This is a genomic window from Paenibacillus camelliae, assembly GCF_023715345.1.
GTDB lineage: Bacteria > Bacillota > Bacilli > Paenibacillales > Paenibacillaceae > Pristimantibacillus > Pristimantibacillus camelliae.
Map to the genome: position 1 here is coordinate 217,122 of NZ_JAMBNY010000005.1, position 23,334 is coordinate 240,455.

At 44.4% G+C, this 23,334-nt stretch carries 23 protein-coding genes and 1 riboswitch; of the genes, 17 read left to right on the plus strand and 6 right to left on the minus strand.

Annotated features, from left to right (window positions below; all coding sequences use genetic code 11):
* Positions 1 to 231: 231 nt before the first annotated feature.
* From M3180_RS11635 to glpX, 10 genes are all read left to right on the plus strand, one after another.
* Positions 232 to 1,179 carry an ABC transporter ATP-binding protein gene (locus M3180_RS11635; protein WP_251667633.1) on the plus strand — a complete coding sequence of 316 codons (948 nt, stop codon included), beginning with the start codon at positions 232 to 234 and terminating at the stop codon, positions 1,177 to 1,179.
* On the plus strand, positions 1,176 to 1,919 hold the full coding sequence (locus M3180_RS11640; RefSeq protein ID WP_251667634.1) for an ABC transporter permease: 744 nt from the start codon (positions 1,176 to 1,178) through the stop codon (positions 1,917 to 1,919). Before M3180_RS11635 ends, M3180_RS11640 begins: the two co-directional genes overlap by 4 nt.
* On the plus strand, positions 1,906 to 2,592 hold the full coding sequence (locus M3180_RS11645; protein WP_251667635.1) for an ABC transporter permease: 687 nt from the start codon (positions 1,906 to 1,908) through the stop codon (positions 2,590 to 2,592). The genes M3180_RS11640 and M3180_RS11645 overlap by 14 nt, the downstream gene beginning before the upstream one ends.
* A 23-nt stretch (positions 2,593 to 2,615) precedes the next feature.
* Positions 2,616 to 3,743: a sensor histidine kinase gene (locus M3180_RS11650; protein WP_251667636.1), complete on the plus strand. Its 1,128-nt coding sequence runs from the start codon at positions 2,616 to 2,618 to the stop codon at positions 3,741 to 3,743.
* Positions 3,721 to 4,521, plus strand: coding sequence for a response regulator transcription factor (locus M3180_RS11655; protein ID WP_251667637.1), 801 nt, complete (start codon positions 3,721 to 3,723; stop codon positions 4,519 to 4,521). Before M3180_RS11650 ends, M3180_RS11655 begins: the two co-directional genes overlap by 23 nt.
* A 701-nt stretch (positions 4,522 to 5,222) precedes the next feature.
* On the plus strand, positions 5,223 to 5,936 hold the full coding sequence (locus tag M3180_RS11660) for a YwaF family protein (RefSeq protein ID WP_251667638.1): 714 nt from the start codon (positions 5,223 to 5,225) through the stop codon (positions 5,934 to 5,936).
* A 1,198-nt stretch (positions 5,937 to 7,134) separates the two neighbouring features.
* Positions 7,135 to 7,881: an ABC transporter ATP-binding protein gene (locus M3180_RS11665; RefSeq protein WP_251667639.1), complete on the plus strand. Its 747-nt coding sequence runs from the start codon at positions 7,135 to 7,137 to the stop codon at positions 7,879 to 7,881.
* Positions 7,875 to 9,017 carry an ABC transporter permease gene (locus M3180_RS11670; protein WP_251667640.1) on the plus strand — a complete coding sequence of 381 codons (1,143 nt, stop codon included), beginning with the start codon at positions 7,875 to 7,877 and terminating at the stop codon, positions 9,015 to 9,017. The genes M3180_RS11665 and M3180_RS11670 overlap by 7 nt, the downstream gene beginning before the upstream one ends.
* A gap of 213 nt (positions 9,018 to 9,230) precedes the next feature.
* Positions 9,231 to 10,292 (plus strand): M42 family metallopeptidase, encoded by a 1,062-nt coding sequence (locus M3180_RS11675; RefSeq protein ID WP_251667682.1) that lies wholly within the window; start codon positions 9,231 to 9,233, stop codon positions 10,290 to 10,292.
* A 202-nt stretch (positions 10,293 to 10,494) separates the two neighbouring features.
* Positions 10,495 to 11,514 carry a class II fructose-bisphosphatase gene (gene glpX / locus M3180_RS11680; protein WP_251667641.1) on the plus strand — a complete coding sequence of 340 codons (1,020 nt, stop codon included), beginning with the start codon at positions 10,495 to 10,497 and terminating at the stop codon, positions 11,512 to 11,514.
* Between the two features lie 529 nt (positions 11,515 to 12,043).
* On the opposite strand, the gene M3180_RS11685 is transcribed toward glpX, so the two are convergent.
* Entirely contained in the window at positions 12,044 to 13,546 is a 1,503-nt protein-coding gene (locus M3180_RS11685; protein ID WP_251667642.1) for an FAD-dependent oxidoreductase, read from the minus strand.
* A 207-nt stretch (positions 13,547 to 13,753) separates the two neighbouring features.
* Between M3180_RS11685 and M3180_RS11690 the strand changes: the two genes are divergently transcribed.
* Positions 13,754 to 14,197 carry a CBS domain-containing protein gene (locus M3180_RS11690; RefSeq protein ID WP_251667643.1) on the plus strand — a complete coding sequence of 148 codons (444 nt, stop codon included), beginning with the start codon at positions 13,754 to 13,756 and terminating at the stop codon, positions 14,195 to 14,197.
* A gap of 57 nt (positions 14,198 to 14,254) precedes the next feature.
* On the opposite strand, the gene M3180_RS11695 is transcribed toward M3180_RS11690, so the two are convergent.
* From M3180_RS11695 to M3180_RS11710, 4 genes are all read right to left on the minus strand, one after another.
* Positions 14,255 to 14,929, minus strand: a complete 675-nt coding sequence (locus tag M3180_RS11695) for a stalk domain-containing protein (RefSeq protein WP_251667644.1) — start codon at positions 14,927 to 14,929, stop codon at positions 14,255 to 14,257.
* Positions 14,930 to 15,147: 218 nt separating this feature from the next.
* Complete coding sequence (locus tag M3180_RS11700; protein WP_251667645.1) at positions 15,148 to 16,575, minus strand: ABC transporter substrate-binding protein; 1,428 nt, start codon at positions 16,573 to 16,575, stop codon at positions 15,148 to 15,150.
* Between the two features lie 682 nt (positions 16,576 to 17,257).
* Entirely contained in the window at positions 17,258 to 18,088 is an 831-nt protein-coding gene (locus M3180_RS11705) for a carbohydrate ABC transporter permease (RefSeq protein ID WP_251667646.1), read from the minus strand.
* The gene (locus M3180_RS11710) at positions 18,085 to 18,939 is read right to left on the minus strand and encodes a carbohydrate ABC transporter permease (protein WP_251667683.1); all 855 of its coding nucleotides are present in this window, start codon (positions 18,937 to 18,939) and stop codon (positions 18,085 to 18,087) included. The genes M3180_RS11705 and M3180_RS11710 overlap by 4 nt, the downstream gene beginning before the upstream one ends.
* 339 nt (positions 18,940 to 19,278) lie before the next feature.
* Here M3180_RS11710 and M3180_RS11715 point away from each other — a divergent pair, with 339 nt between their 5' ends.
* The 3 genes from M3180_RS11715 (at position 19,279) to M3180_RS11725 (ending at position 20,651) form a co-directional block, all read left to right on the plus strand.
* Positions 19,279 to 19,776 (plus strand): PCYCGC motif-containing (lipo)protein, encoded by a 498-nt coding sequence (locus tag M3180_RS11715; protein WP_251667647.1) that lies wholly within the window; start codon positions 19,279 to 19,281, stop codon positions 19,774 to 19,776.
* A gap of 53 nt (positions 19,777 to 19,829) precedes the next feature.
* Positions 19,830 to 19,926, plus strand: a riboswitch (guanidine-I (ykkC/yxkD leader).
* A gap of 69 nt (positions 19,927 to 19,995) precedes the next feature.
* Positions 19,996 to 20,337: a DMT family transporter gene (locus tag M3180_RS11720; protein ID WP_251667648.1), complete on the plus strand. Its 342-nt coding sequence runs from the start codon at positions 19,996 to 19,998 to the stop codon at positions 20,335 to 20,337.
* On the plus strand, positions 20,337 to 20,651 hold the full coding sequence (locus tag M3180_RS11725; protein ID WP_251667649.1) for a DMT family transporter: 315 nt from the start codon (positions 20,337 to 20,339) through the stop codon (positions 20,649 to 20,651). Before M3180_RS11720 ends, M3180_RS11725 begins: the two co-directional genes overlap by 1 nt.
* Positions 20,652 to 20,740: 89 nt before the next feature.
* Here the strand turns inward: M3180_RS11725 and M3180_RS11730 are convergent, their stop codons facing one another.
* Positions 20,741 to 21,196: a DinB family protein gene (locus tag M3180_RS11730; protein WP_251667650.1), complete on the minus strand. Its 456-nt coding sequence runs from the start codon at positions 21,194 to 21,196 to the stop codon at positions 20,741 to 20,743.
* A 254-nt stretch (positions 21,197 to 21,450) separates the two neighbouring features.
* Here M3180_RS11730 and M3180_RS11735 point away from each other — a divergent pair, with 254 nt between their 5' ends.
* Genes M3180_RS11735 through M3180_RS11745 form a run of 3 tightly spaced genes read left to right on the plus strand, consistent with a single transcriptional unit; the run spans position 21,451 to position 23,301 of the window.
* Positions 21,451 to 21,828 (plus strand): GntR family transcriptional regulator, encoded by a 378-nt coding sequence (locus M3180_RS11735; RefSeq protein WP_251667651.1) that lies wholly within the window; start codon positions 21,451 to 21,453, stop codon positions 21,826 to 21,828.
* Complete coding sequence (locus tag M3180_RS11740; RefSeq protein ID WP_251667652.1) at positions 21,828 to 22,709, plus strand: ABC transporter ATP-binding protein; 882 nt, start codon at positions 21,828 to 21,830, stop codon at positions 22,707 to 22,709. The genes M3180_RS11735 and M3180_RS11740 overlap by 1 nt, the downstream gene beginning before the upstream one ends.
* Positions 22,690 to 23,301 (plus strand): ABC-2 transporter permease, encoded by a 612-nt coding sequence (locus tag M3180_RS11745; protein WP_251667653.1) that lies wholly within the window; start codon positions 22,690 to 22,692, stop codon positions 23,299 to 23,301. The genes M3180_RS11740 and M3180_RS11745 overlap by 20 nt, the downstream gene beginning before the upstream one ends.
* The last annotated feature ends 33 nt before the right edge of the window (positions 23,302 to 23,334 follow it).

Sequence of the window (23,334 nt, forward strand, 5' to 3'; positions counted from 1 at the left end):
TAAGCCGTTAGCAAGTAAGCTATGTGCATGTATTACATACGTGGTACATCTCTGTCTTCATACAGCTGTTCAAGCAGCCATATAGCCTGGGATTAGAGAGGGTAAAGCCTCCTCATCCCAGGCTATTTTCTTTATACGCCTACTGCTGGTCTATATAAAATGACAAATGTAACTACTATTAGATTAGTGATCTTGCCATAATGAAAGCAAAAAAAGAGAGAGGTGCATGTCATGACGATTGCTTCGATGCGAGGTGTCGTTAAGCGTTACGGCTCATATGTAGCGCTTGATAGCATTGATCTAGACATCCATGCAGGTGAGATCATCGGTCTGCTTGGTCCGAATGGAGCAGGGAAAACAACGCTTATTGGAACGCTAACGGGGATGAGGCCCTTTGATCATGGAACCGTAGAGCTTTTCGGTCAGTCCAAACATCCTTTCTCCCATGAGAACAAGGAGAAAATCGGGCTTGTCACTCAGGAGATTACGATATTTGAAGAGCTGACGGCTAAAGAAAACCTACAATTTTTCGCGGGGGTTTATGGTCTAAAGGGAGAAGTGAGAAAGCAAAAAGTACGCGAGGTGCTGGAATTTGTCGGTCTATCGGATCAGGCTAACAAGCTGCCAACTAAATTTTCAGGTGGCATGAAGCGAAGGCTTAACATCGCATGTGCGCTGACGCATAGTCCTTCGTTTCTTATTATGGATGAGCCAACGGTTGGGATTGATCCACAATCAAGAAATTATATATTAGAGGGCGTTAAGCGATTAAGGGACCGCGGCACGACGATTTTGTATACGACACATTATATAGAAGAGATTGAAGCGATTGCCTCGCGCGTGATCATTATGGACCAGGGTCAGATTATAAAGGAAGGCACGCCAGCAGATCTCATTCAAACGATCCAGCACGAGGAAAAAGTGAGCTTTGAGGTGACAGATCCAGAGCGTATTCCTGAAGGCAGCCTGGAGAAAATCGCTGGCGTTAGAAGAGTCCTTACAGCAGGTAACGATATTACGGTTATCTCCGATGCCGGGTCTGGTAATTTAGATCGAATGCTTTCTATTATAAAGGAGCATACCGGTGTGCTCGGCATTCAGACTGAGCGACCTAATTTGGAGGATGTGTTCTTTACGCTAACGGGGAGACAATTGAGAGATAAGGGGGAAGAGCAGTGAGAGTACTTTCTACGGTAAAATTTACTTTACTAAGAATGCTAAGAAACTTTATTGTTTTACTGCTGCTGCTTATCGTCCCCATCGTTTTAATCTCTTTGTTTTCGCTCATACTGTCTGGGGCAGTTACGGATACAGGGGAGCCTTATCTGAAGCAACCTGCCGTTAGTCTAGTTTTATGCTTTCAGCTTTTTGGCGGTTCAACCGTGATGTATATGATCCATTCTGAATTGTTTACCGAGCATCGAGCGAGAATGCAGATGCTGCCTATTAGCCTGACGATGTATGCTTTCTCCATTATGCTGTGCGGAGTAGTGTATTCGGTGATGCTAGGTGTGATCTTGATGACCTTCACTCAATTTGTTCTTGGCTTGATCTGGGAGCATTGGCTATGGACGATCTACCTCATCACCCTAATGGCTATATTATCGAGCGTCGTTTATCTCGTCTTCATGTTTGCAGTCAAAGTCTACAAAACTGCTGAACGTTTAAGCGAAGTATACGGGATTGGCTTTATTTTATTGGCGGGCTTATTTTTCCCGATGCCGGATCACGCATTTTTTAGATTCATGGGTTCTTACGGAAATCCGCTAACGCTATCGACCATCGCCATACACGAGATGAGCATGAATAACACTTCGAAAGCATGGTTCGCGGCAAATATTCTCTTGGCAGCAACGATCATCTTATTTCTCGTTATGATGGTTGTGGGAAGGAGGAGATTCATGCGTGACCGTGTTTAAGTTTTCACTTAAGAGAAGCTTCAGCAACAAAACGAACCTTCTTCTTCTCACCTTATTCCCCATCGCATTTATATTTTTCCCGGAGGGTGAATACTGGCCTGTCCTTCCTTACGGCTATCAGTATTTCGGAATTGTGCTGCTGTTTATCAGTATCCGGCTCACCACCATCATCCTCGTTGATCGAGCAAAAGGCGTTGTGAAGCGCTTGGCCGTTGCACCGATTAGCTACGGGTCGTATCTATGTCAAAATTTATTGGCATTTTCTGTTATACTTGTTATGCAATGTGCGATCGTAGTGTATGGAGGTGTCCTGCTAGGCGTTGAGCTGTATCAGCCCCATTGGCTTATGCTGTTATATGTGTCTTTCAGCTTTACTTCCTTAGCTATTGCGCTCGCATGGATCTCGATATTTCGGAGCAAGGAGTCTGCATTTCTCATCTATATGTCGCTCGTTACGCTGTTGGCGATATTAGGCGGGCTGCTTATGCCGCTGCAGATATTCCCGGAGGCTCTTATTCGAATTGCTGTACTGTTTCCAACCTACTGGCTGAATCAAGGGATGAGCTGGATTGCCTCTGAGGGGTCAGTTGGTGATTTTATACTCATTAATGGGGTCTTGTGGCTGTATACGATCATATTTATGATATTAGGTAGTACTCGGAAAATTCATTAAGCTCGAAGCGGGGAGGAGGAAGGATGAAGGCAATCAAGGAACCAACGTTATATATCCATGGATGGCGATTTCTGCAAATAGGACTGCTTATGCATGTATGGATCGTTGGTGATCTAGGCTTTCGTGCTTTTATCCTTATTCTGCTCTTGCTTATCTTGACCAGCCTGCGATGGCGTTTTCGTCTGCCGGTCTGGTCGGTGCTGCTAGATGTACTGCTTTGTTTATTGTTATTTCCTTATACAGACATTCACTATGTTGCTTTAGCGATTCCGATGTTCGAGCTTGCGTTAAGGGGGAAATGGATGCTGTCCTTGCTGCTCGTTGCTGGATTCTCGCTGCTGCATGCATTACATGTGATTGACTCAACGATAGATCTGATATTCTGGTATCATCTTCATGCTTTCTTGTTTGGGTGCTTCTCATGGCTGACGATCAAGTCTCAGCAAAGCTATAAACGAGAAGCAGATGAGCAGCGCAAAGCTCGAGCTGAGCTTGAACGGATTAAAATGGATTTGCTCGAAGCGAATCATTCTGCTATTCATCATGCGGAGCTGATGGAACGATACCGGATATCTAGGCAGCTTCATGATCATTTGGGACATGATCTGACCGGTGCATTGCTCGCGACACAAGCATATGAGTATGTGAAGGATTCAGAGGAAGGTGACAAGCTGCTTGCGGAAGTAAGGCAGCGCTTGGAACGCAGCACCGTAAGCTTGAGAGAGGCTGTGCATAATGTGACACCAACAGCAATGATTGGAGTAGAAAGACTAGACTATATCATCAGCAGCTTTCAGCACAAAGACATCGCCTTCTACAAATCAGGCGATATGCTGCTCGTGTCCGCCTATATGTGGGGGCTGCTGGAGGCCTGTCTGAAGGAAGCATTGACTAATGTAGCTAGACATAGCGATGCGACGAAGGTAAAGGTAGATCTTCAGGTAACGGAATCCATTGTACGACTTTCGATACATGATAATGGCTCTGTTACAGCAGGCAGCCATGAGGGGAGCGGACTAAGAGGTCTTAAGCTAAGAGCGCGCTCAATAGGAGGCAGCCTATCCGTTAATCGGCAGGATGGGTTTCTCGTTGTATGTGTGATCCCGCTGGAGAAGGTAGGAGGAGCAGATGAAGCTACTAATCGTCGATGATGATCCGCTTGTATGCCAAAGCCTGCAGCTATTGCTCGGGAAGGAAGAGGGATTTCAAATAATCGGCACAGCATCCAATGGACAAGAGGCTGTAGCGCTTAGTAGAAGCGAGCAGCCGGACGTTATACTGATGGATATTCAAATGCCTGTCATGGATGGCATTGAGAGTACGAAGATCATTAAGCAAGAAGCCCCTTCGATTCATATTATGATGCTAACGACCTTTAAGGATGAGAAGAACATTAGACTAGCATTGACGGCGGGGGCAGAGGGATATCTGCTAAAATCCTCCCCGATTGATAAAATGGCCGCGCAAATTAGAGCCCTAGTAGCCGGCACGACTGTTCTAGATCCAGATGTTCTAAGAATCATCATCGAGCCAACCAATGAGCCCGATAAAGGGATGGTGAGTCGAAGTAACGTGGGTCTGGCGAGTCGGGGTAACGATGTGATGACGAGTCAGACTAACGAAGGTCTGGCAGGTCAGTCTAATGAAGAGTTGGCGAGTCGGACGAATGACGTGATGACGAGTCGGGCTAATGAGGGTCTGGCGAGTCAGGTTAATGATGTGATGACGAGTCTGTCCAACCAAGGGCTGACGAAGCGGGAGATGGATATTGTTGAGCTCGTTGCTCAGGGCTTGTCTAACAAAGAAATCGGAGAACAGCTATTTATCGGCGATGGAACGGTGCGAAATACGCTAAGCATTATTCTAGATAAATTAGAGCTGCGCGATCGGACGCAGCTTGCGATCAAATACTGGCAGGGTAAGCAATGACGGTGATAAAAGCAAAGCATGAAGCAGCTTGGCTTGAGGCACATTGAAAGCGAAAGTTTCGGTGAACACAATGACTGATGAATAATAGTGGTCAAGGGACAAGGATGAAGTGACATCGAGGAGAAATCGATGGTCGAGGGACTATGATGAAATGCCACCGGGGGCGGAATCGATGGTCGAGGGACAATGATGAAGTGACATTGGGGGCGGAATCGATGGTCGAGGGACAATGATGAAGTGACATTGAGGGCGGAATCGATGGTCAATGGACTATTGATGAGGTCGCAAAGAAGATGAAAATGATGATCTAGGAACAATGTGACATCAAGGATGAAAACGAAGTTCGAGGTACTGATGATAGATAAACTAAGACTGAGGTTTAAGTGACGGCGAAAATAATGGTGGGGCACATATTGAAAGTAAAATTGTCAGAGATCACAATGATCGAGGGACTGATGAGGTCGCAATGCTCAATGAATGCTCAATGAATACTCAATGAATACTCAATGAATGCTCAATGAAGGCGAGAACGATGGAACAGGACTAATATTAGCTATTGTTAGATAAAGTGTTGTTATAGGTAACTATGGCAGAAGTAACTATACGGAAAGACAGAAAGTACTACAACAGATCGCATGTATCGCATCATGTGCATGTAGCCTACCTTAAGCTGCATAATAATGAAATTGAGGTGATGAGGGATGGAGCAGGGCTTTGTTGCTTTTGACCAAGTGCATTGGAGCTGGCTTGCTGGTATAGCCGTAGCTATTATTATGCTTACGTGGCTATATGTGCGTTCCCCTGAACATAGGAGAACCGTCATAAAGCGTGTGCTGGCATATTCGTTATTAATTGGCGAGCTCGTTAAGCTGATTGTTGTATGGCAGCTAGGCAAGCCGTTGCTGTTCTATATACCGATTCATCTATGCGGTATGGCGATTGTGCTGCTTATGCTGCATGTATATCGTCCATTTGCGGTCGTTAACGAGATACTATTCAGCTTAACGCTATCTGGCGCGATCATAGCGCTTTTGTTTCCAGGCTGGACTGATGAAACAACGATGGGCTTCCTGCATATTCATTCCTTTGTCTTTCATGCCATCATCACTGCGTATCCGATCATGCTGCTAGCTTCGGGTGAGCTAAAGCCGCAAGCGAAGCAGCTATGGAAGGTTGGAATATTTCTCATCATTGTTATCCCGCTCATTTATCAGTTTAATGCAGCAGTTGGGACGAATTATATGTTCCTCAATCGCCCGATAGCCAATTCACCATTAATGCTCATTTATGATACGTTCGGTAAGCACGGTTATATATGGGGACTAGTACTCGTTACGATGCTGATCTGGGTCATTCAATATAGTGTGTATGGTGTAGTGCGTTGGTATCGAGGCAGAAAAGTAGCACGGGTTTAGTGTAGATGTTGCTATTGGCGTTGCTAGATTGTAAGAGGACTAGTGATGGATCAACTCATGGGCATGCTGCATGGTCGTCGATATAATAGGTAAGCGACCTCGGTATTGAGTGCATGACGAACGAACGTAACAAGGGAATGTATCATGGTCATGCAACCTCGACAGTGACCGTGCGACGAGCGAACGTTAAGGGAACGCTACATGGTCTAGCGAACTCGATAGAGACTCTGCGACGAGCAAACGAGTTAAGGGAACGCATCATGGTAGAGCAACTCGATAGAGACTCTGCGACGAGCAAACGAGTTAAGGGAATGCAACATGATTAAGCGACCTCGATAGTGAGGGCGCACGTCTAACGAACGCCTCAAGATAATGCAACATGATCGAGCGTTCTCGCCAGTAAGTGCTTAATGAGCTAATGGATGCAAAAACACCTCTTGAGTGAGCTTTGCTACTGCAAAACTCTACTGCAAGAGGTGTTTTTGTCTCATAGGCTTACTATGATTTGTAGTCAATAAGAGTAGCAGCGCACCATCTCATTATTGTCAACAACGCTAAGTGGGTAGCGGTAAGCGTATGATTGCTGATGATAAGCTAGAATTGATATGCTAGAATAGCTTCACTTCAAGGCTTCAACTATGATATTGAGAATCATTATCATAATAATAGCATAGCCTAGTTCATTATGCAAGTGTGAGGTAAAACATTTTAATAATACAGGAATGGGGGACTTTGCTGCGGAGCTAGAATTAGCTTGGCAGCGCCTAATTCGCGAACAGTGCCAGCCATTCGGCGCATAAGTACGCAGTTTGTGTGAAAAACCATACAAAACGTCGCCAATCGGTGCGCAAATCCGCAATTTGTGTGAAAAACCATACAAATCCCTGCCAATCGGCGAGCAAATCGGCAATTTGTGTGAAAAACCATACAAAAGCACGCCAATAGGCGAGCAAATGCGCAGTTTGTGTGAAAAACCATACAAATCCCTGCCACTCGGCGCCTAAATCCGCAGTTTGTATGAAAAACCATACAAACCGCCGCTAAGCGACTCCCATTTTCACCAGTAATGGATAAGCTCTAAAGTTTAGTATAATGAAAACACGCTATGAACTCATGGCGTGTTTTTGCTTTTTGAATGTAACATTTTTCCTTACGCTACGTAGAAACTGTAAAAAGCTAGAGAGTGGAGGCGAACGGAATGGAACTGGAGCAAAGGAAGCAGCTTGACGTACATATAGAGGAAGCGGGCTATAAAGAGAATGAAGCTTCCATACGAAACATATTTTTCAGTGTAGAAAAAGGAAAGCTAGTAGGATTGATAGGGCCCAATGGTGCAGGGAAAAGTACAACGATTAAGTCAATTATGTCGCTTACGCCATATCGCAAAGGAAATGTTCAGCTTGGTGATGGCAACAGCGGAACGTATGCGTATGTGCCCGAGCAGCCGATCTATTATGATTACTTTACATTATGGGAGCATCTGTGGCTCGCAGCCTCGGTGAATAATATTGATAAGCAGCTATTCGAGCAGCGAGCAGAACGACTACTGGAGAAGTTTAAGCTTACAGAGCAGAAGCACCATTATCCGGGCAGCTTCTCGAAAGGAATGCAGCAAAAGCTGATGCTTATGATCGCATTTATGCTAGAGCCGGATCTTTATATTGTTGATGAACCATTCATTGGGCTTGATCCTCAGGCAACGCTTGATTTTATCTCGTTGTTGAATGATGCAAGGCAGCAGGGGGCGGCTGTGTTGATGAGCACGCACGTACTGGATAGTGCAGAGCGTTTATGTGATACCTTCATCTGTCTGCATCATGGCGAGATTGTCGCTAAAGGGGATATGGAACAGCTTCGAGCTCAGGCAGGCTTAACGAATGAGCATACATTATTCGATTGCTTCCATGCATTCACGAGCGATGCTACGGATGTGATAGAATGCTGACTCCTGCAAAGCTTTTTTGGATTCGATTGAAGCAGCATTATCGGTATATGGGGAAGTCATTACATACGATTGCAGACTGGACCGTGTGGCTATATATCATCGTACCTGCGCTGTTTATATTCTCAGGCTTATATATTGAGCTATGGACGAAGCTACCAGAATGGTCGTACGTCATGCGCTGGGAGCTAATTATCGTAGCAGTATCCAGTATGATGCTGTACTTTCAGGTTCATATCGGGGTAGAAGAAGCCGACCGCCTTGTCTTGCTTCAGCATCGAGATTGGCATATGAAGCTCAAGCGGTATGGTTATGCTTATAGTGTCATCCTGCTGCTCGTGCGTTTACTGCTGGTGATGGGGCTGCTGCTCCCATTTATTAAAGGTACGACAGATCTATCGAACGAGCAGCTGTTGCTGCTGCTCGGCTACAGTGTTATAGCTGGAATGACGATGCTAACAATCAATCATTATTTCAATAAATCTGGAGCATGGTGGCGCAAGATGTTAAGGACGATGCAGCGCACGTTTATCGTAGGTATTATCTATGTACTCCCAGCTGCTTTATATATGCTTGGATTTTTAACCTTGCCTTATATGCTTGTTGCCACTGGTGTACTGTTCTTTGTACTCATCGTGCTAATATATCACTTTATGACAAAGTCCTTTAACTATGGTCAGCAGCTAGAGCAGGAGCAAGAAAAACGTGCAAGATTTACTGGGATGCTGTTAAGTCAAGTGGAGGAACAAACTCAATCAACGAAGCGACTAAAAAAGCCGTGGATCTTCCGCTCCTCACAGCGATTGTTCAAATCAACGGATCAGCGTTTCGTCGTGACTGAGCTTCGGATAAAGGCAATGCTCCGTTCTAAGCAGCTGCTTCAAGCCTGGATTATTCTCATCGCAGTCGGCAGCTATGCCATCTTTCTTGTTGGAGGCTCCGGGGGATGGGCAGTCGTTGTAGGTATATACTACTTGCAGCGTTTCGCGCTCAAGCTGCAATGGGATGAATGGGTAAAAAGAGACTATTTATCACTTTATATTAAGGAGCAGCTTGCCGGCTATAAGCTGTCGCAGAATATACTATCGATACCTGCTCTTATCATATGGATTGTGATTGCTATTCTGTGCAGCATATAAGCATATAAGCATATAAGCGGGCTAACCGTTGAATAATGTAATAGAGTGATTTGTTCATGTATAGAGGGGACAAATCAAAAGGCCAGAAGAGAAGGCCTCAAAGCAGGAAAGATAAAGAGTCAAGAATGAAGGCAAGAAAATACGCTGAAAATGAAGCTAGCAAAGAGGCCAAAAAGTAAGCATGAAAGAAGGTAGACGAGCGTGGATACAAAGATGAATCATGATTCAATACTAGAGTTAGATGAGTCGTACGTTGTACAGTGGCTTGAGAAACTGTTGAAGACGCCGAGTCCAAGCGGCTATTGCAGGCAAATCATGGCGATGCTGCAGGAAGAGGTTGAGCGATTAGGCTATGCTGTTGAGCTGACACCAAAGGGCAACGCGATCATTACTGTTCCGGGCGAGGATACGGAGCATGTGCTTGCTTTGTCGGCGCATGTGGATACATTAGGCGCAATGGTACGCTCCATTAAAGCTAATGGTATGATACGTTTTACACCAATTGGCGGATATGCGATGCATACAGTCGAGGGTGAATATTGTCTCATTCATACGAGAGATGGACGGGAGTTTGAGGGGACCGTGTTGTCGACCAAGCCATCTGTCCACGTATATAGTGATGCCAAAGAGTGGAAGCGTGAAGAGGCGAATATGGAAATCCGCATCGATGACATTGCGAGCAGTAAACAGGAAACGGAAGCGCTGGGTATTGCGGTTGGCGACTTTATCTCGTGGGATGCACGCACGCGCATCTTATCTAATGGCTGGGTGAAATCTAGACATTTGGATGACAAGGCTAGTGTAGCAGCATTGATGGGACTGCTGAAAGCATGGAAGGATAAAGGGATTCAGCCAAAACGGACAACTAAGATGATCATCTCTACCTATGAAGAGGTAGGACATGGAACAGCATATATTCCGTCAGATATCGTTGAAATGATTGCTGTTGATATGGGCGCCATCGGTGATGACCTATCGGCAACGGAGAAGGATGTATCGATCTGTGCTAAAGACTCCTCTGGGCCGTACGATTATGAGATGACCTCGACGCTGATCGAGCTAGCTAAGCGCTTGAAAATTCCTTATGCGGTAGATATTTATCCGCATTATGGCTCAGACGCATCTGCAGCACTGCGAGGGGGCAGCAACATTCGAGCTGCGCTTATCGGTCCAGGCGTACATGCTTCCCATGGCATGGAGCGGACACATGTCCAAGCAATTGTTGGTACCGCTGCTTTGCTTCATGCCTATACAATGGAGCCATATCGCAAGTAGCTGGCTAGAAATCATTGAAAAAACGCAAAATTTATGAGTTGTCAAGCCGAAAATGACAAAATATATGATTTATAAAATGTTTTTAGTACTAACATCTAATATCTTTATGGTGTTTATAGCCCCTTGTATATTGCGGTTCATTTCCAATCTATGGTACATATGTAGGAGATAGAAATCTACTGAAATGATCGGGGGGCTATGGATGGAAAGAGAACTCGCTTTGGAAATTGTTCGTGTAACAGAAATGGCTGCACTGGCTTCTGCTCCATGGATGGGGCGCGGTGATAAAAACAACGCGGATGGTGCTGCAACTTCTGCGATGCGGAAAATGTTCGACTCAGTATCAATACACGGTACAGTCGTAATAGGTGAAGGGGAAATGGATGAGGCACCTATGCTGTTCATTGGCGAGGAGGTCGGAAGCTTCCAAGGTCCTGAAGTTGATGTTGCGGTAGATCCGCTTGAAGGTACTGAGATTGTTGCCAAAGGGCTGAACAACGCCTTATCGGTTATTGCGGTAGCCGATCGTGGTCAGCTGCTTCACGCACCTGATATGTACATGGAGAAGCTAGCCTATGGACCGCAGCTCGTTGGTAAGGTTAGCATTACAGATCCAATGGAGGTAACGCTGCACAAAGCAGCGGCAGCTTTGAACAAAAAGGTGTCAGATCTTACGGTCATGATTCTCGATCGTGCGCGACATGAATCCTTGAATAAAATTCTTCGTAAAACAGGCGTGCGTATTAAGTTTCTACCGGATGGTGACGTTGTTGGCGCGATGGCACCAGCCTTCCCGGAAACAGGGATAGACCTTTATGTCGGCTCGGGCGGTGCTCCAGAGGGCGTGCTTGCAGCGGCCGCTCTCAAATGTCTAGGCGGCGAAATTCAAGGACGTTTAATGCCAGCAGATGCGACAGAATATACGCGCTGTATTGCAATGGGTATATCCGATCCTTATCGTGTACTAACGATGGATGACATGGTTGGAACGAAGGATGTCATCTTTGCAGCAACGGGTGTAACACCTGGGGAGTTTTTAGGCGGGGTTCGCTACTTGAGCGATCAACGCGCTGAGACAGATTCCATTGTGATGCGTGCAAAGACCAAAACAATTCGCTACATCAAAACTTCACATTACTTACCGAATAAGCCGCTAATCTTTGAAAACCCTGAACAGGAACAGGATCAGTCGTCACTAGAAACGTCTGCGGCTGAGAAGTAAAGAAAGGGCTGTTGCACAATAGATGTGATCTATAGCTTGAAGCTGTTGCACAATAGATGTGCTCTGATAGTCTGATAGCTTGAAGAACCTGTGGGCTTGAAGCTGGTGCAATAGAAGGAAGAATAGAAGGAAGAACAAGTATAAACTTACCGAGGGATTGCCTTCTTTTTAATCTACTAATTAATCTTCTGAATGAGCATCTAGCTAAAGACGTTCGGTTAAAGAGCTTCAGCGAAAGATCGTCCGGCTAAACAGCGTTCGGTTAAAGAGTGTTCGGCTAAAGAGCGTTCAGCTAAGAGCGTTCAACTAAACAGCGTTCAGCTAAACAGCGTTCAACTAAACAGCGTCAACTAAACAGTAGTTATAACGCTAGAGCAACAGTAACTATTGGGCTACAGTAACGATAGAGCAATAGTACAATAGACAGTTGTATCAAAAAGCAGCAGCGACGGATCGAGCAAACTCAATCCATCGCTGCTGCTATTTTTGTTCACGAAGACGTATGTTAATGAGATGGGACAGCTAAGCGCTATTGGATGCGATGCAGCGGCTTATCTGCCGGACCATCGAGCACCTCGCCTTGATAGGAGAAGCGGGAGCCATGGCACGGGCAATCCCATGATAGATCTCCGCTATTCCATTCTACCTCACAGCCCATATGAGTACATGTCGTATCGACAATAAATAGCTTTCCTTCTTGATCACGATATGCACCTGCTCGTTTGCCATGCAGCGAGACGACAGAGCCCTCCCCGTTTTCGAGATCCTCAGCATGTCGATTGCTTGCAAACAGCTTACCCTTCACCATATGCTTAGCCATATTGCCTGCATAGGTTAGGAAGGTTTTGATCGTCGGATCAGCATAGAAGCGTTTAGGTGCGAACAGATCGACATAAGGGGAGCGTTCACCAGTAATGACCTTTTCTAATAGAAGCGCTGCAGCTGTTCCTGTCGTCATCCCCCACTTTTTATAGCCAGCGGCAACATATAGCTCTGGCTTATTATCAGTCGCCCCGATGAACGGGAGCTTGTCCAGCGTCGTTAAATCCTGCGCGGACCAACGATACAGCAGCTTTTCTATGCCGAAGGTTTCCTCAGCAAATTGCTCCAAAGTCTCATAATGCCTAATCGTGCATATGCCTTGCCCCGTAGGATGATTCTCACCACCTACAATAATATGCTGTTCTCCATCGATCATTACGGAGCGTAGTGATCGCTTCGACTGGTCGATGCTAAGAAACATCCCTTCTGGATACTCCTGCTTTGGCTTAAAGCATAGCGCGTAGGAGCGTTCAGCATACATTCTCGCGAAGAAAAACTGTTGGTCATCGTAGAATGGAAAGTGGGAGCAGCTTACGATTTGCTTGCTTTCGATTTTGTGCCCTTCCTTCGTAATGACATAGGAAGGCTTGTCGACAGCGGTAGCCGTCGTATGCTCGAAAACCTGCACTCCTTGCTGCACGGCTAGTTCCAATAGCTTGTTTAAGTACTTGACTGGATTAAATTGAGCCTGCTTAGGCATCCGAAGACCAGCACGAGTCTTAAATGGTAGTGGGGTAGAATCCGTTAGTTCACCCTCAATTCCTAATGCCTGATAGGCTTGCAGCTCCTTCTTAAGATCAGGGACGAGATCTACACTCGTTGTATAAAGCCAAGCATCCTGCTCCTTAAAGTCACAATCGATGGACTGCTCGGTTACAGTCTGCTTAATCCAAGAGAGAGCTTCATTATTAGCCTGATAATATTGCTTCGCATACTTCTCTCCAAAATGAGACAAAAACTCATCATAGATTACATCATGCTGGCAGGTGATTTTCGCTGTCGTATGTCCAGTCGTTCCGCTTAATACTTCCCCAGCTTCGAGCAGGACGACTGATTTACCCTTTTTCGACAGCAGATAAGCTAAAGTAACACCGCTTATTCCTCCACCGACAATGACAACATCGGTTTTTAGATCCTCCTTTAAAGATGGAAACTGAGGGAGCTTGGTTGAATTAAGCCAATAGGATTGCGGATACTGAGGTAGCTTCATTGTGCTTTTGCACCTTCCTTAACTTTTTTGTTAGCATCTACATCATTCATCTTTTACATCGTTCATCACATCATGCTTATGATCGTTATTGTTAGCATTATCCTAATCAGCTAAATTTATGTGTACTGCTAGAGCGATTCATTGGGATAAAAGGCACCCACAATGTACAATCTAAGCGCATAATAGCTTAAAAGGTGGCTGATTAAGGTGAAAAAAGTTAAGGATCTAATGACAGAGGGCTGTATGACGGTAACCCCAAAAGATAATGTATATGAAATTGCTGTGCTGATGGCAGAACATGATATTGGTTTCGTTCCAGTGGTGGAGGATCAAGATCATACAAAGCTGATCGGAGTGGTAACCGATCGCGACCTCGTGAGACGTGGTATTGCGATGAAGAAGCCGGGTTCTACTGCTGTTACCGAAGTGATGACGGAACAACCGATTACCGTATCTCCTGAGGAATTGGCTGATGAGGCAACCGATATTATGGCTCATTATCAAGTACGTAGATTGCCGGTCGTCGACCAAGGAAAGCTAGTAGGGGTCGTTACACTAGGGGATATGGCGTTAAAGAATACTTCCAATGCATCGCATGCGCTGCATGATATATCGAAGCACGAACAGCTTGATACGCATTATTTGCAGTAAGGCTTACATCTCGTTAACATATAAAAAAGCCGGCCCATGGCCGGCTTTTTGTATGTTTTATTTAAAGTAGGAAGTTGTAAGTGGAACAAATACTTGCCCGTTTCTATCTGCACTGCCGTGAACATATAAAGTATCTACGCCACCGATATCTACTTCAATAGTAATCAAGCCTTCGCTCGGATCAATGACTTCGATTTCTTTTAGAATAATGTCATTATCTGAGTCTTTAATCTGAATTTTTTCAAACGGCTCGCCGAGGGCAGCTATTTGTAGATATAAGGTTTGATATCTACCCTTTGGATATAGCATAAAGCTAACTCCGCGGTTAGCATTATTATCGTTATAGAAGGCCTCTTTGTAGTCCTTGCCTTTGTACGTAGTTTGAGCTGGATCTTTGGTGTGATTGTCGCTTCTGAAATCTTTGGATAGGGCAATACCATCGACGACTTCCCCTAAATTAATCGTTTCTGTTTTGCCGTCGTAATTAACCGCCACGCCAAGCGCATCAGAAACTGCGCGAACCGGAAGATAAGTCGTGTTTTTGTAGCTGATAGGAACTACTGCAAGACCACTGCTGTCTTTTAGCTGTGTAGGAACGCCGTCCACTTTAAAGGAAATACCAGGATTTAGATATGCCTTAATTTCTTGCAGCTTCGTTGCTCCATATGCTCCCGTTGCCATACTTGCAATTACAGTCGTTGCCATAATCGTTGCAAATACCTTTTTTTTCACAATTTTCCTCTCCTAACTATTATTGATACGTCTATAATAGCATTGAAGGCACATTTGTCATGAGAAAAATTTCCTGTTTTTATCAAAACATATAGGAAAATTGCAGAAAAACACTACAAAAGCCCCTCGTCTGTGTGACTAAAGTTAGTAAGGCTTGTTAACCTTAGTGCCAATTATAGGACAAGGGGCTGCTTGCTAGTGCAGTTATTTTGACTGTCTTATTGGACTGTCTTATTATATGTGGAAATTTTGTCAGTGATCTGCTGTGCTCCGCTAGTCAGCGCATCCTGCGGTGATTTTACGTCGTTTAGTGCTTCCTCAATCGCGCTTTCTACGATCTGACGAGCCTCCGGGAACACACCCATTACAGCACCTGTTGAGGCCGTGCTTGGTTTAGATGCATGGAGCTGGTCGACTGCCGTTTGAAATTGAGGGTATTTTGCTAAATTGTCAGAAACAAGCGTTTCTTCATAGGCAGCCTTCGTTATTGGAAAGTAGCCAGTGTTAACATGCCAGTAAGCTTGAGTTTCCGGCTTAGCTAAGAACTTAATAAACTCCCAGGCTGCTTGCTGCTCTTCCTGTGATTTGTTATTCATGATCCACAGGCTTGCACCACCAACAACGACACCGCCCTCAGCTGCATTTGCTGCTTTTGGCAGGAAGCCAGTGCCAACTTCGAATTGTCCTTCCGCAGCATCAACAATACCGCGCAGCGAAGCAGTTGAATCAAGTGTCATAGCAACTTGCCCTGCAAGGAATGCTTTTTTCGTATCGGCTGTTGCACGTCCTAGATTGAGTGCATGTCCTTGATCGACAAGCTCCTTCCACCAAGTAAGTGTCTCAACGCCGACTTCATTATTCAAATTAGACTCCGTAGCAGCTGAAGTACGACCGTTGCCATTGTTTAAATAGTCACTACCTTGATTTGCGAAAAATTGCTCCATAAACCATCCGTATATCGCAAAGGAAGCTCCAGCCTGTCCACCCTGTGTCAGCTTTTCAGCATACTCTGCAACCTCCTCGAAAGTAGCTGGAGCTTTATCTGGATCTAGACCTGCTGCTGCGAACATGTCTTTGTTGTAGTAGAGGATTGGGTTAGAAGTATTAAAGGGCATAGAATGCAGCTGACCATCAAAGGAATAGTAATTAGTAATGTTCTCTTCAAGCAGAGAGAGGTCATATTGCTCTGCATCGATGAACGTTTGAATAGGAGTTGTAGCTCCAGAATCGATCATAAAGCGAGAGCCGATCTCGTAAACCTGGATCAAAGCTGGACCTGACTTGGAATCCATCGAAGCCTTCATCTTGTTCAGGCTCTCATCATACGAGCCTTGGTAGACTTCTTCAACGATAATGTCTGATTGCGAGCTGTTGAATTGAGCTACAAGCTCAGTTACTGCAGCACCTAGCTCTCCACCCATGGAATGCCACCATAATACATTAACTGGCTCACTGCTTTTCGTAGATGAGCTTGATGCTTGACTCGCACTGGACGTAGTGCTCGTCGACTTGTTAGCTCCGCCAGTTTCTGTGTTAACGTTGTTACTCGTGTTATTACCTCCAGAACCATTGCCACATGCTGATGCAAACATAAGGATGAAGGTTAAACTTGCTGCCAGACTCCATTTCAATCTTGATTTGATCATTGTTTCTCTCCCTTTTCTCTTAAAGTTTCCGTTCAAAAAGTTTGCTTGAACTCAAGCTTCGATGCCGACTAAGCACAGAGAAGATCGAATGAAGCTAGGGCTGAGGAGCGCAGCGTACGTTGTGGGTACGTGAGCACCAGAAGACCAGGCTGAATTCAAGCTTCGATGCCGATTAAGCATACAGAGTGCAGCTCCGTGATCAAAGGTGGACTTTTTGAACTACCATCAAATGACGTTCAAAAAATTCAACTTTCAGCACCGAGAAGATCGAATGAAGCTAGGGCTGAGGAGCGCAGCGTACGTTGTGGGTACGTGAGCACCAGAAGACCAAGCTGAATTCAAGCTTCGATGCCGATTAAGCATACAGAGTGCAGCTCCGTGATCAAAGGTGGACTTTTTGAACTACCATCAAATGACGTTCAAAAAATTCAACTTTCAGCACCGAGAAGATCGAATGAAGCTAGGGCTGAGGAGCGCAGCGTACGTTGTGGGTACGTGAGCACCGGAAGACCAAGCTGAATTCAAGCTTCGATGCCGATTAAGCATACAGAGTGCAGCTCCGTGATCAAAGGTGGACTTTTTGAACTACCTCTAAAAAATATATGGTTACACTCTAGCACGAGTGGTTACCACCAATCCCATAACAACGCAGCAATGGAATAATACTGGAACAACGCCAGTACTATCCCTTCACGGCACCAGCCGTAATTCCGCGAACGAGCTGCTTCAGTCCAACTATTAACAGAATGAAGGAGGGAATTAGAACGACGAGCACGCCTGCAAGCAGATGATTCCATGAGCTCATTTCCTCAAATTGAAGCATACTGACACCGATCTGTACGGTGCGCATCTGATCGCTGTTCGTTACAAGCAGCGGCCATAAGTACATATTCCACGAATTCAGAAATACATAGACAGAAAGTGAAGCCAGTGCTGGACGAGAGAGTGGGAGCACGATGGTAAGGTAGTGTCGAATATGTCCAGCGCCGTCGATTCGAGCAGCCTCGAACAGCTCTCTTGGCAGCTGCAGGAAAAACTGACGCAGTAAGAACACCCCGAAGGCTGATGCGAAGAATGGCAGTGTCAGCCCTTGATAGGAGTCGAGCCAATCCCAGGATCGAATCGTGAGATAATTTGGAATAATAGTCACTTCCCAAGGGATCATCATTGTCGATAAAAATAGAATGAACCAGAATTGTTTCCCGGGAAATAAGATGTAGACAAATGCATAAGCAGCCATTGAAGCGATACAAACCTGACCAATCATAATGACTGTTGCCATAATAAAGCTATTGCTAATAAAGGTTGAGACAGGAATTAGCTTAAATACAAGCAAGATGTTCCCGAAATATAGCTGCTCCGGGATTAACTTAGGCGGATAAAGTGACGATTGTGCTGGATCCATAATCGCCTGCAGCAGTGTATATAGTAGCGGGAATATCATCAGCAGTGCAAGGATGGTCAGTATGAAATATACAGTAAAGGTCGGTAAGGCTGCGCTCCGAATGTTCATTGATAATGCACCTTCTTTTCAACAACTGCGAATTGGATAATCGTTAATAAAAGAACGATGACAAATAAGACGAGTGCCAAGGCACTTCCTGTACCATACTGATAATTGACGAAGGCTTCCTTATAGATTGAATAGACAAATACCTCGGTCGCTCCAGCTGGACCACCCTTTGTAAGCAGATGAATTTGTCCAAAGGCTTGAAAAGCACTAATAATTGAAATGACCGTCAAGAAAAACAGTGTTGGCGACAAAAGTGGCAGTACAATTTGCATAAATGCGCGAATTGGTCCAGCGCCGTCGATTTTTGCGCTTTCTACTAAATCATCTGGAATGCCCTGCAAGCCGCTTAATACGATAATGTAATTGAAGCCAAAGTTCATCCAAACCGTCATTAGTGAGATGGACACTAGTGCAGTTGAAGGACTTGTCAGCCATTGAACAGGGGCAATGCCTCCCAGTGAAAGTAAATAATTGAGAATACCTAGTGTTGGATGAAATAGAATCGTCCATATGACGGCTGATGTGCTAACAGACATAGCCAGTGGCATCGAAAATAAAAATTGGTATAGCTTCATTCCAGGCCAGCGAATATGGGTCAATGCGGCAGAGATGACTCCTAGAATAATGCCTGTAGGCACGGTGAACAACGTAAACAGTGCAGTTACCTTTAGACTGTTCCATAGCATATCGGAAGAAAGCAATGCCGTGAAATTATCTAAGCCTACGTACGCTGCTACTCGGCCCCTCGGATCTGTAATATGAAAGCTGAGATAGACAGATTGGATCAGAGGATAAAACAAAAATAATCCGAAAAGCACGAGCGAAGGAGCCAAGAAACTATAGCCGAGCATACTTTCCTTCCATGTACGCCACTTGGCTGCTTGGATGTGCAATCTAGTAGAACGCTTCGCTTGCGCAGCTGGCAAGGCAACTTCACCAACTCTCGATTTCATGAATGATACCACCTTTGTACAATCTTTTAGGACTTCCCATCCATCATAGGAAGCATTTGTTAACTAGTTGTCATCCAGAAGTTAAAGTATTTTGAAGAAAATTGTTGATCATGTAGAATACTCACAACAACGATGCTGTCATAGTGATTAAACCTACATTACAGATCGTTCGTATTGAGGTATACTATGAGAAAATGAACGAACTCTACGAAAACGATGTAAAGAGGCGAGGATATAGTGAGAAGATACGTAGCATTAGCAGCAAGCATAGTTATAGCTGGAGGCGTGCTAGCAGCCTGTGGGAATGCAGCTGGCAGTAATGAAACTAATCATAACGATGCTCATGGCGAGCATCAGCATGTAGTAGCAAGTGGTGACCTGCAGGAAGTAACGTCATCTAAAGAGACACTTCCTTCTTTCTTGAATGGTGCATCGGAGAAAACTACCTTAGCGTATCAAGCAGCTGTACTGCTGCCAGAGGCGCTTCAGCAAATTCCTTGCTACTGTGGCTGCGGGGAGAGCGCTGGTCATAAGAGCAACTTCAATTGCTTTGTCGCTGAGATTCGAGAGGATGAGGTCGTATGGGACGATCATGGTACTCGCTGCGGCATATGTGTAGATATTGCACTTAAGACTGCGAGCTTGCTTAAGGAAGGACAATCTCCAGCCGATATTCGCAGCCTGATCGATGAGCTGTACGGTGAAGGCTTCGGGGAGCCAACGCCACTATCTTAGGCATTTACCTTGAAATCATATGAAAACTGTGTATAATAAAAACTAATTGTATAGTAAAAGTTTTCTAGGGTTCCGTAGCTTCGTGCTGGTCTGGTCCGAGAGAAAACTCACAGCATTGCTGTGTCACGGAAGGATAAAAGCCTGGGAGAAACTGTTGTTACAGTTTTCACTCAGGCTTCTTTGTTTTTGCCGTTCATTACATTAGGAGGTGTCGACTACATGAATAAAAATTGGGTTAAAGTATTTATTGCAGCATTTTTGGAGATTTTTTGGGTCATCGGATTGACTCATGCCTATGATTTTTGGACATGGACCTTTACAGTTATTGCAATTATCGTTAGTAACTATCTCATGATTACTGCAGCGCAGGTACTGCCCGCTGGCACGGTCTATGCTATCTTTGTCGGATTAGGAACTGCAGGTACCGTCATGTCTGAAATTCTATTCTTTGATGAGCCCTTTCATTGGGTGAAAGTGATTCTAATAGGAGTACTGTTAACTGGGGTCATTGGACTAAAGCTAGTTACTGACGAGAAAAGCGAGAAAGGGGCTGAGGCATAATGGCTTGGGTAGCATTAATTTTAGCAGGCTTATTGGAAACGTTTGGTGTCGCTATGATCAATCAGCTATCTATAAAGCGAAATTGGCAAACAGTCGCTTTACTGATTCTAGGATTTGGCTTAAGTCTTGGATTACTTAGCTATGCCTTACGCTATATTCCGATGGGAACAGGATATGCGATCTGGACTGGAATCGGTGTTGTTGGCGGTGCTTTAGTAGGGATGATCTTCTATGGAGAGTCAAAGGATTGGAAGCGTATGGTATTCATCGCTATGGTTTTAGGAGCAGCTGTTGGACTTAAATTATTTTCATAATGATTATTGCTAGAAAGATATAGCTATAAGAAGGAATAAGCCTAATTTCAACAAAGAAATTAGGCTTATTTTTAATTTGTTTTATCCCGTTAGAGCCTCGCGAACGTAATGTAGTCGACTTGGATGGGTTCAGCCGATTCGATACGAAGTGCTCGATTGATCTGTCCACGGTGATATTGCCCATGCAACAGAACCTGAGAAAGGATGTCCCGAACGGAATTTTGGAATGGAGTCCCGCTCTGATTCGTATAGTCGACCATCTCATCCAGCTTGGATTCCTCGAGCGCTTCGATATATAGGCGGTACTGCTTGGCATTCTCTTCGAACATCGATTGGATCTCGCTTAGACTCTCCGCTTGCTCCCACAGCGAAAATTGTGCGCTGCCCTTGCCCTGCAATCGGGACAACCACACTTGTTCTGCAACCGCGACATGTCGAGCGAGCTCCAGAAGCTCCATGTTCTGCATATTACTCATCTCTAGAGCCTCTAAGATACGTTTGTCCGCCCAGTACATATGGTCCATCATACGCTTTATCGTCTTCATCACGTTGTTCCCCCTCTTGAATAACATCATTCGTTATATTTCATGAAGTTTAACTATAATGACACATGAAGTTTAACTATAATGACAGCAGTCTATATAACGAAAACGAAACGCAATAGCATAATGTTGCGATTCATTGCTTGATCGCAGCAAAGTTTCTGTAGCTGTAAAAAAATGCTTGATAAGCGTTTGAAAGGTGTGTATATTGTATATAGTGTATATATACAATTAACCTGTGTGAGTGAGGTCGTTGCATGCAAATTATTATATCGAACTCTTCAAACGAACCGATATATGAACAAATTTACAGTCAGATTAAGAGACATATATTGACGAATGAGTTGAAATCAGGGCAAGCTCTGCCTTCTATGCGCCAGCTGGCGAAGGAGCTAGACATCAGTGTCATCACCACGAAGCGAGCCTATGAAGAGCTGGAGCGGAATGGCTTTATCTATTCGGTTGTTGGCAAGGGCTCCTTTGTCTCGGAGCAAAATAATGAAATGATTAAGGAAAGAAAGATGAAGGTCGTCGAAGAGCAATTACTGTCTGCTGTTCAGAACAGTAAGGAGATTGGTCTTAGTTTAAATGAGCTATTAGATTTGTTAACGATGCTATATAGGGAGGAATTATGATGGAAAACGTCATTGAGCTTAAGCAAGTCCATAAATCATTCCCAAACTTTCAGGTAAAGGATCTTTCGTTTTCTGTAAAAAAGGGCTTTGTAACGGGATTTATTGGTGGCAATGGTGTAGGTAAATCAACCACGATTAAAATGCTTATGAATTTATTACAGCCGGATGCAGGAACGATATCGATCTTTGGAATGAATTATAATAAGCACGAAAAGGAAATTAAGCAGCGTATCGGCTTTGTCTATGATGAGAACGTATTTTACGAGCAGTCGACGATGCTAGATATGAGAAGCATTATGAAATCTGCATATGCCAAATGGGATGATGAGCTCTTTCATTATTATGTTAAAGAATTTGAGCTGCCAATAAAACAAAAAATTAAGTCCTTCTCGAAGGGGATGATGATGAAGGCGTCCTTAGCTTTAGCTTTGTCACATCATGCTGAGTTGATCATTATGGATGAGCCAACGTCAGGACTCGATCCTATCTTCCGCAGAGAGCTGCTCGATATTTTGCACAGCTTCATGCAGGATGGGGAGAAAACAATTTTCTTTTCTACTCATATTACGACGGATCTCGATCGCATCGCCGATTACATTACGTTTATTCATAATGGTGAGCTTATGTTCAGCAAGGAATATTATCAGATCGAAGAAGAGTACGCCATTATCAAGGGAGCTACTGAGCTGCTAGATCGAGACACAGAGAAGGAATTTATAGCAATACGGAGATCTAATCATGGCTTTGAAGCATTGACGAGTAATAAGGCTCAAGCCTCTCATCTTTTTGGTGACTCAGTTTTGCTGGAAAAGCCATCATTAGAAGACATTATGTACTACACGAAGAAGGGGGCTGAAGGCGGTGCTGCAATTAATACGTAAAGACCTCATGCTACAAAAGAACACGTTGCTCATCATGCTACCGCTTTTAGTCGTTTATATCGCATTAAATGCCTCTGCGACAATTTTATCTGGAGTCTTATTTACGATAGCCATTACGATGCAAGCCTTTATGCTAGACGAAAAGCGGCAAATCCACATACTGTTCAATTCTTTGCCGTATACACGTAAAGAAATCGTAACCTCTAAATATATTGGTGTTTTTTGTTTTACAGGTCTAGTACTGCTTACTATCCTTATTGCTAATCTTGTGATTCATGGTGAGTCGCCAACCTGGAAGGAGCTTCTGTTCATTCTGTGCCTTACAACGCTGTTTTTCTCATTTAGCTTGCCTTTTTCGTATCGTTTCAAAAGTCAGTATCTATTGTTTGCCAGTATTGGAACATTTGCAGCGTATCTCGTCGTTATTAATGTGTTTATACCTAATTTGCATGATCTGATAAGAGAAGTCGTAGCGTTTCTGTTAGCGATGGAGCAAGTTCAGCTCTATGTTCTTGTCGGCTGTGCGTTGGTAATCGTATATATTCTGTCATGGCTGCTGTCTATCCGGATTTATGAGAAGAAAATGTTCTAGTTCGATATTCAACATTCAACATGGTGAGATGGG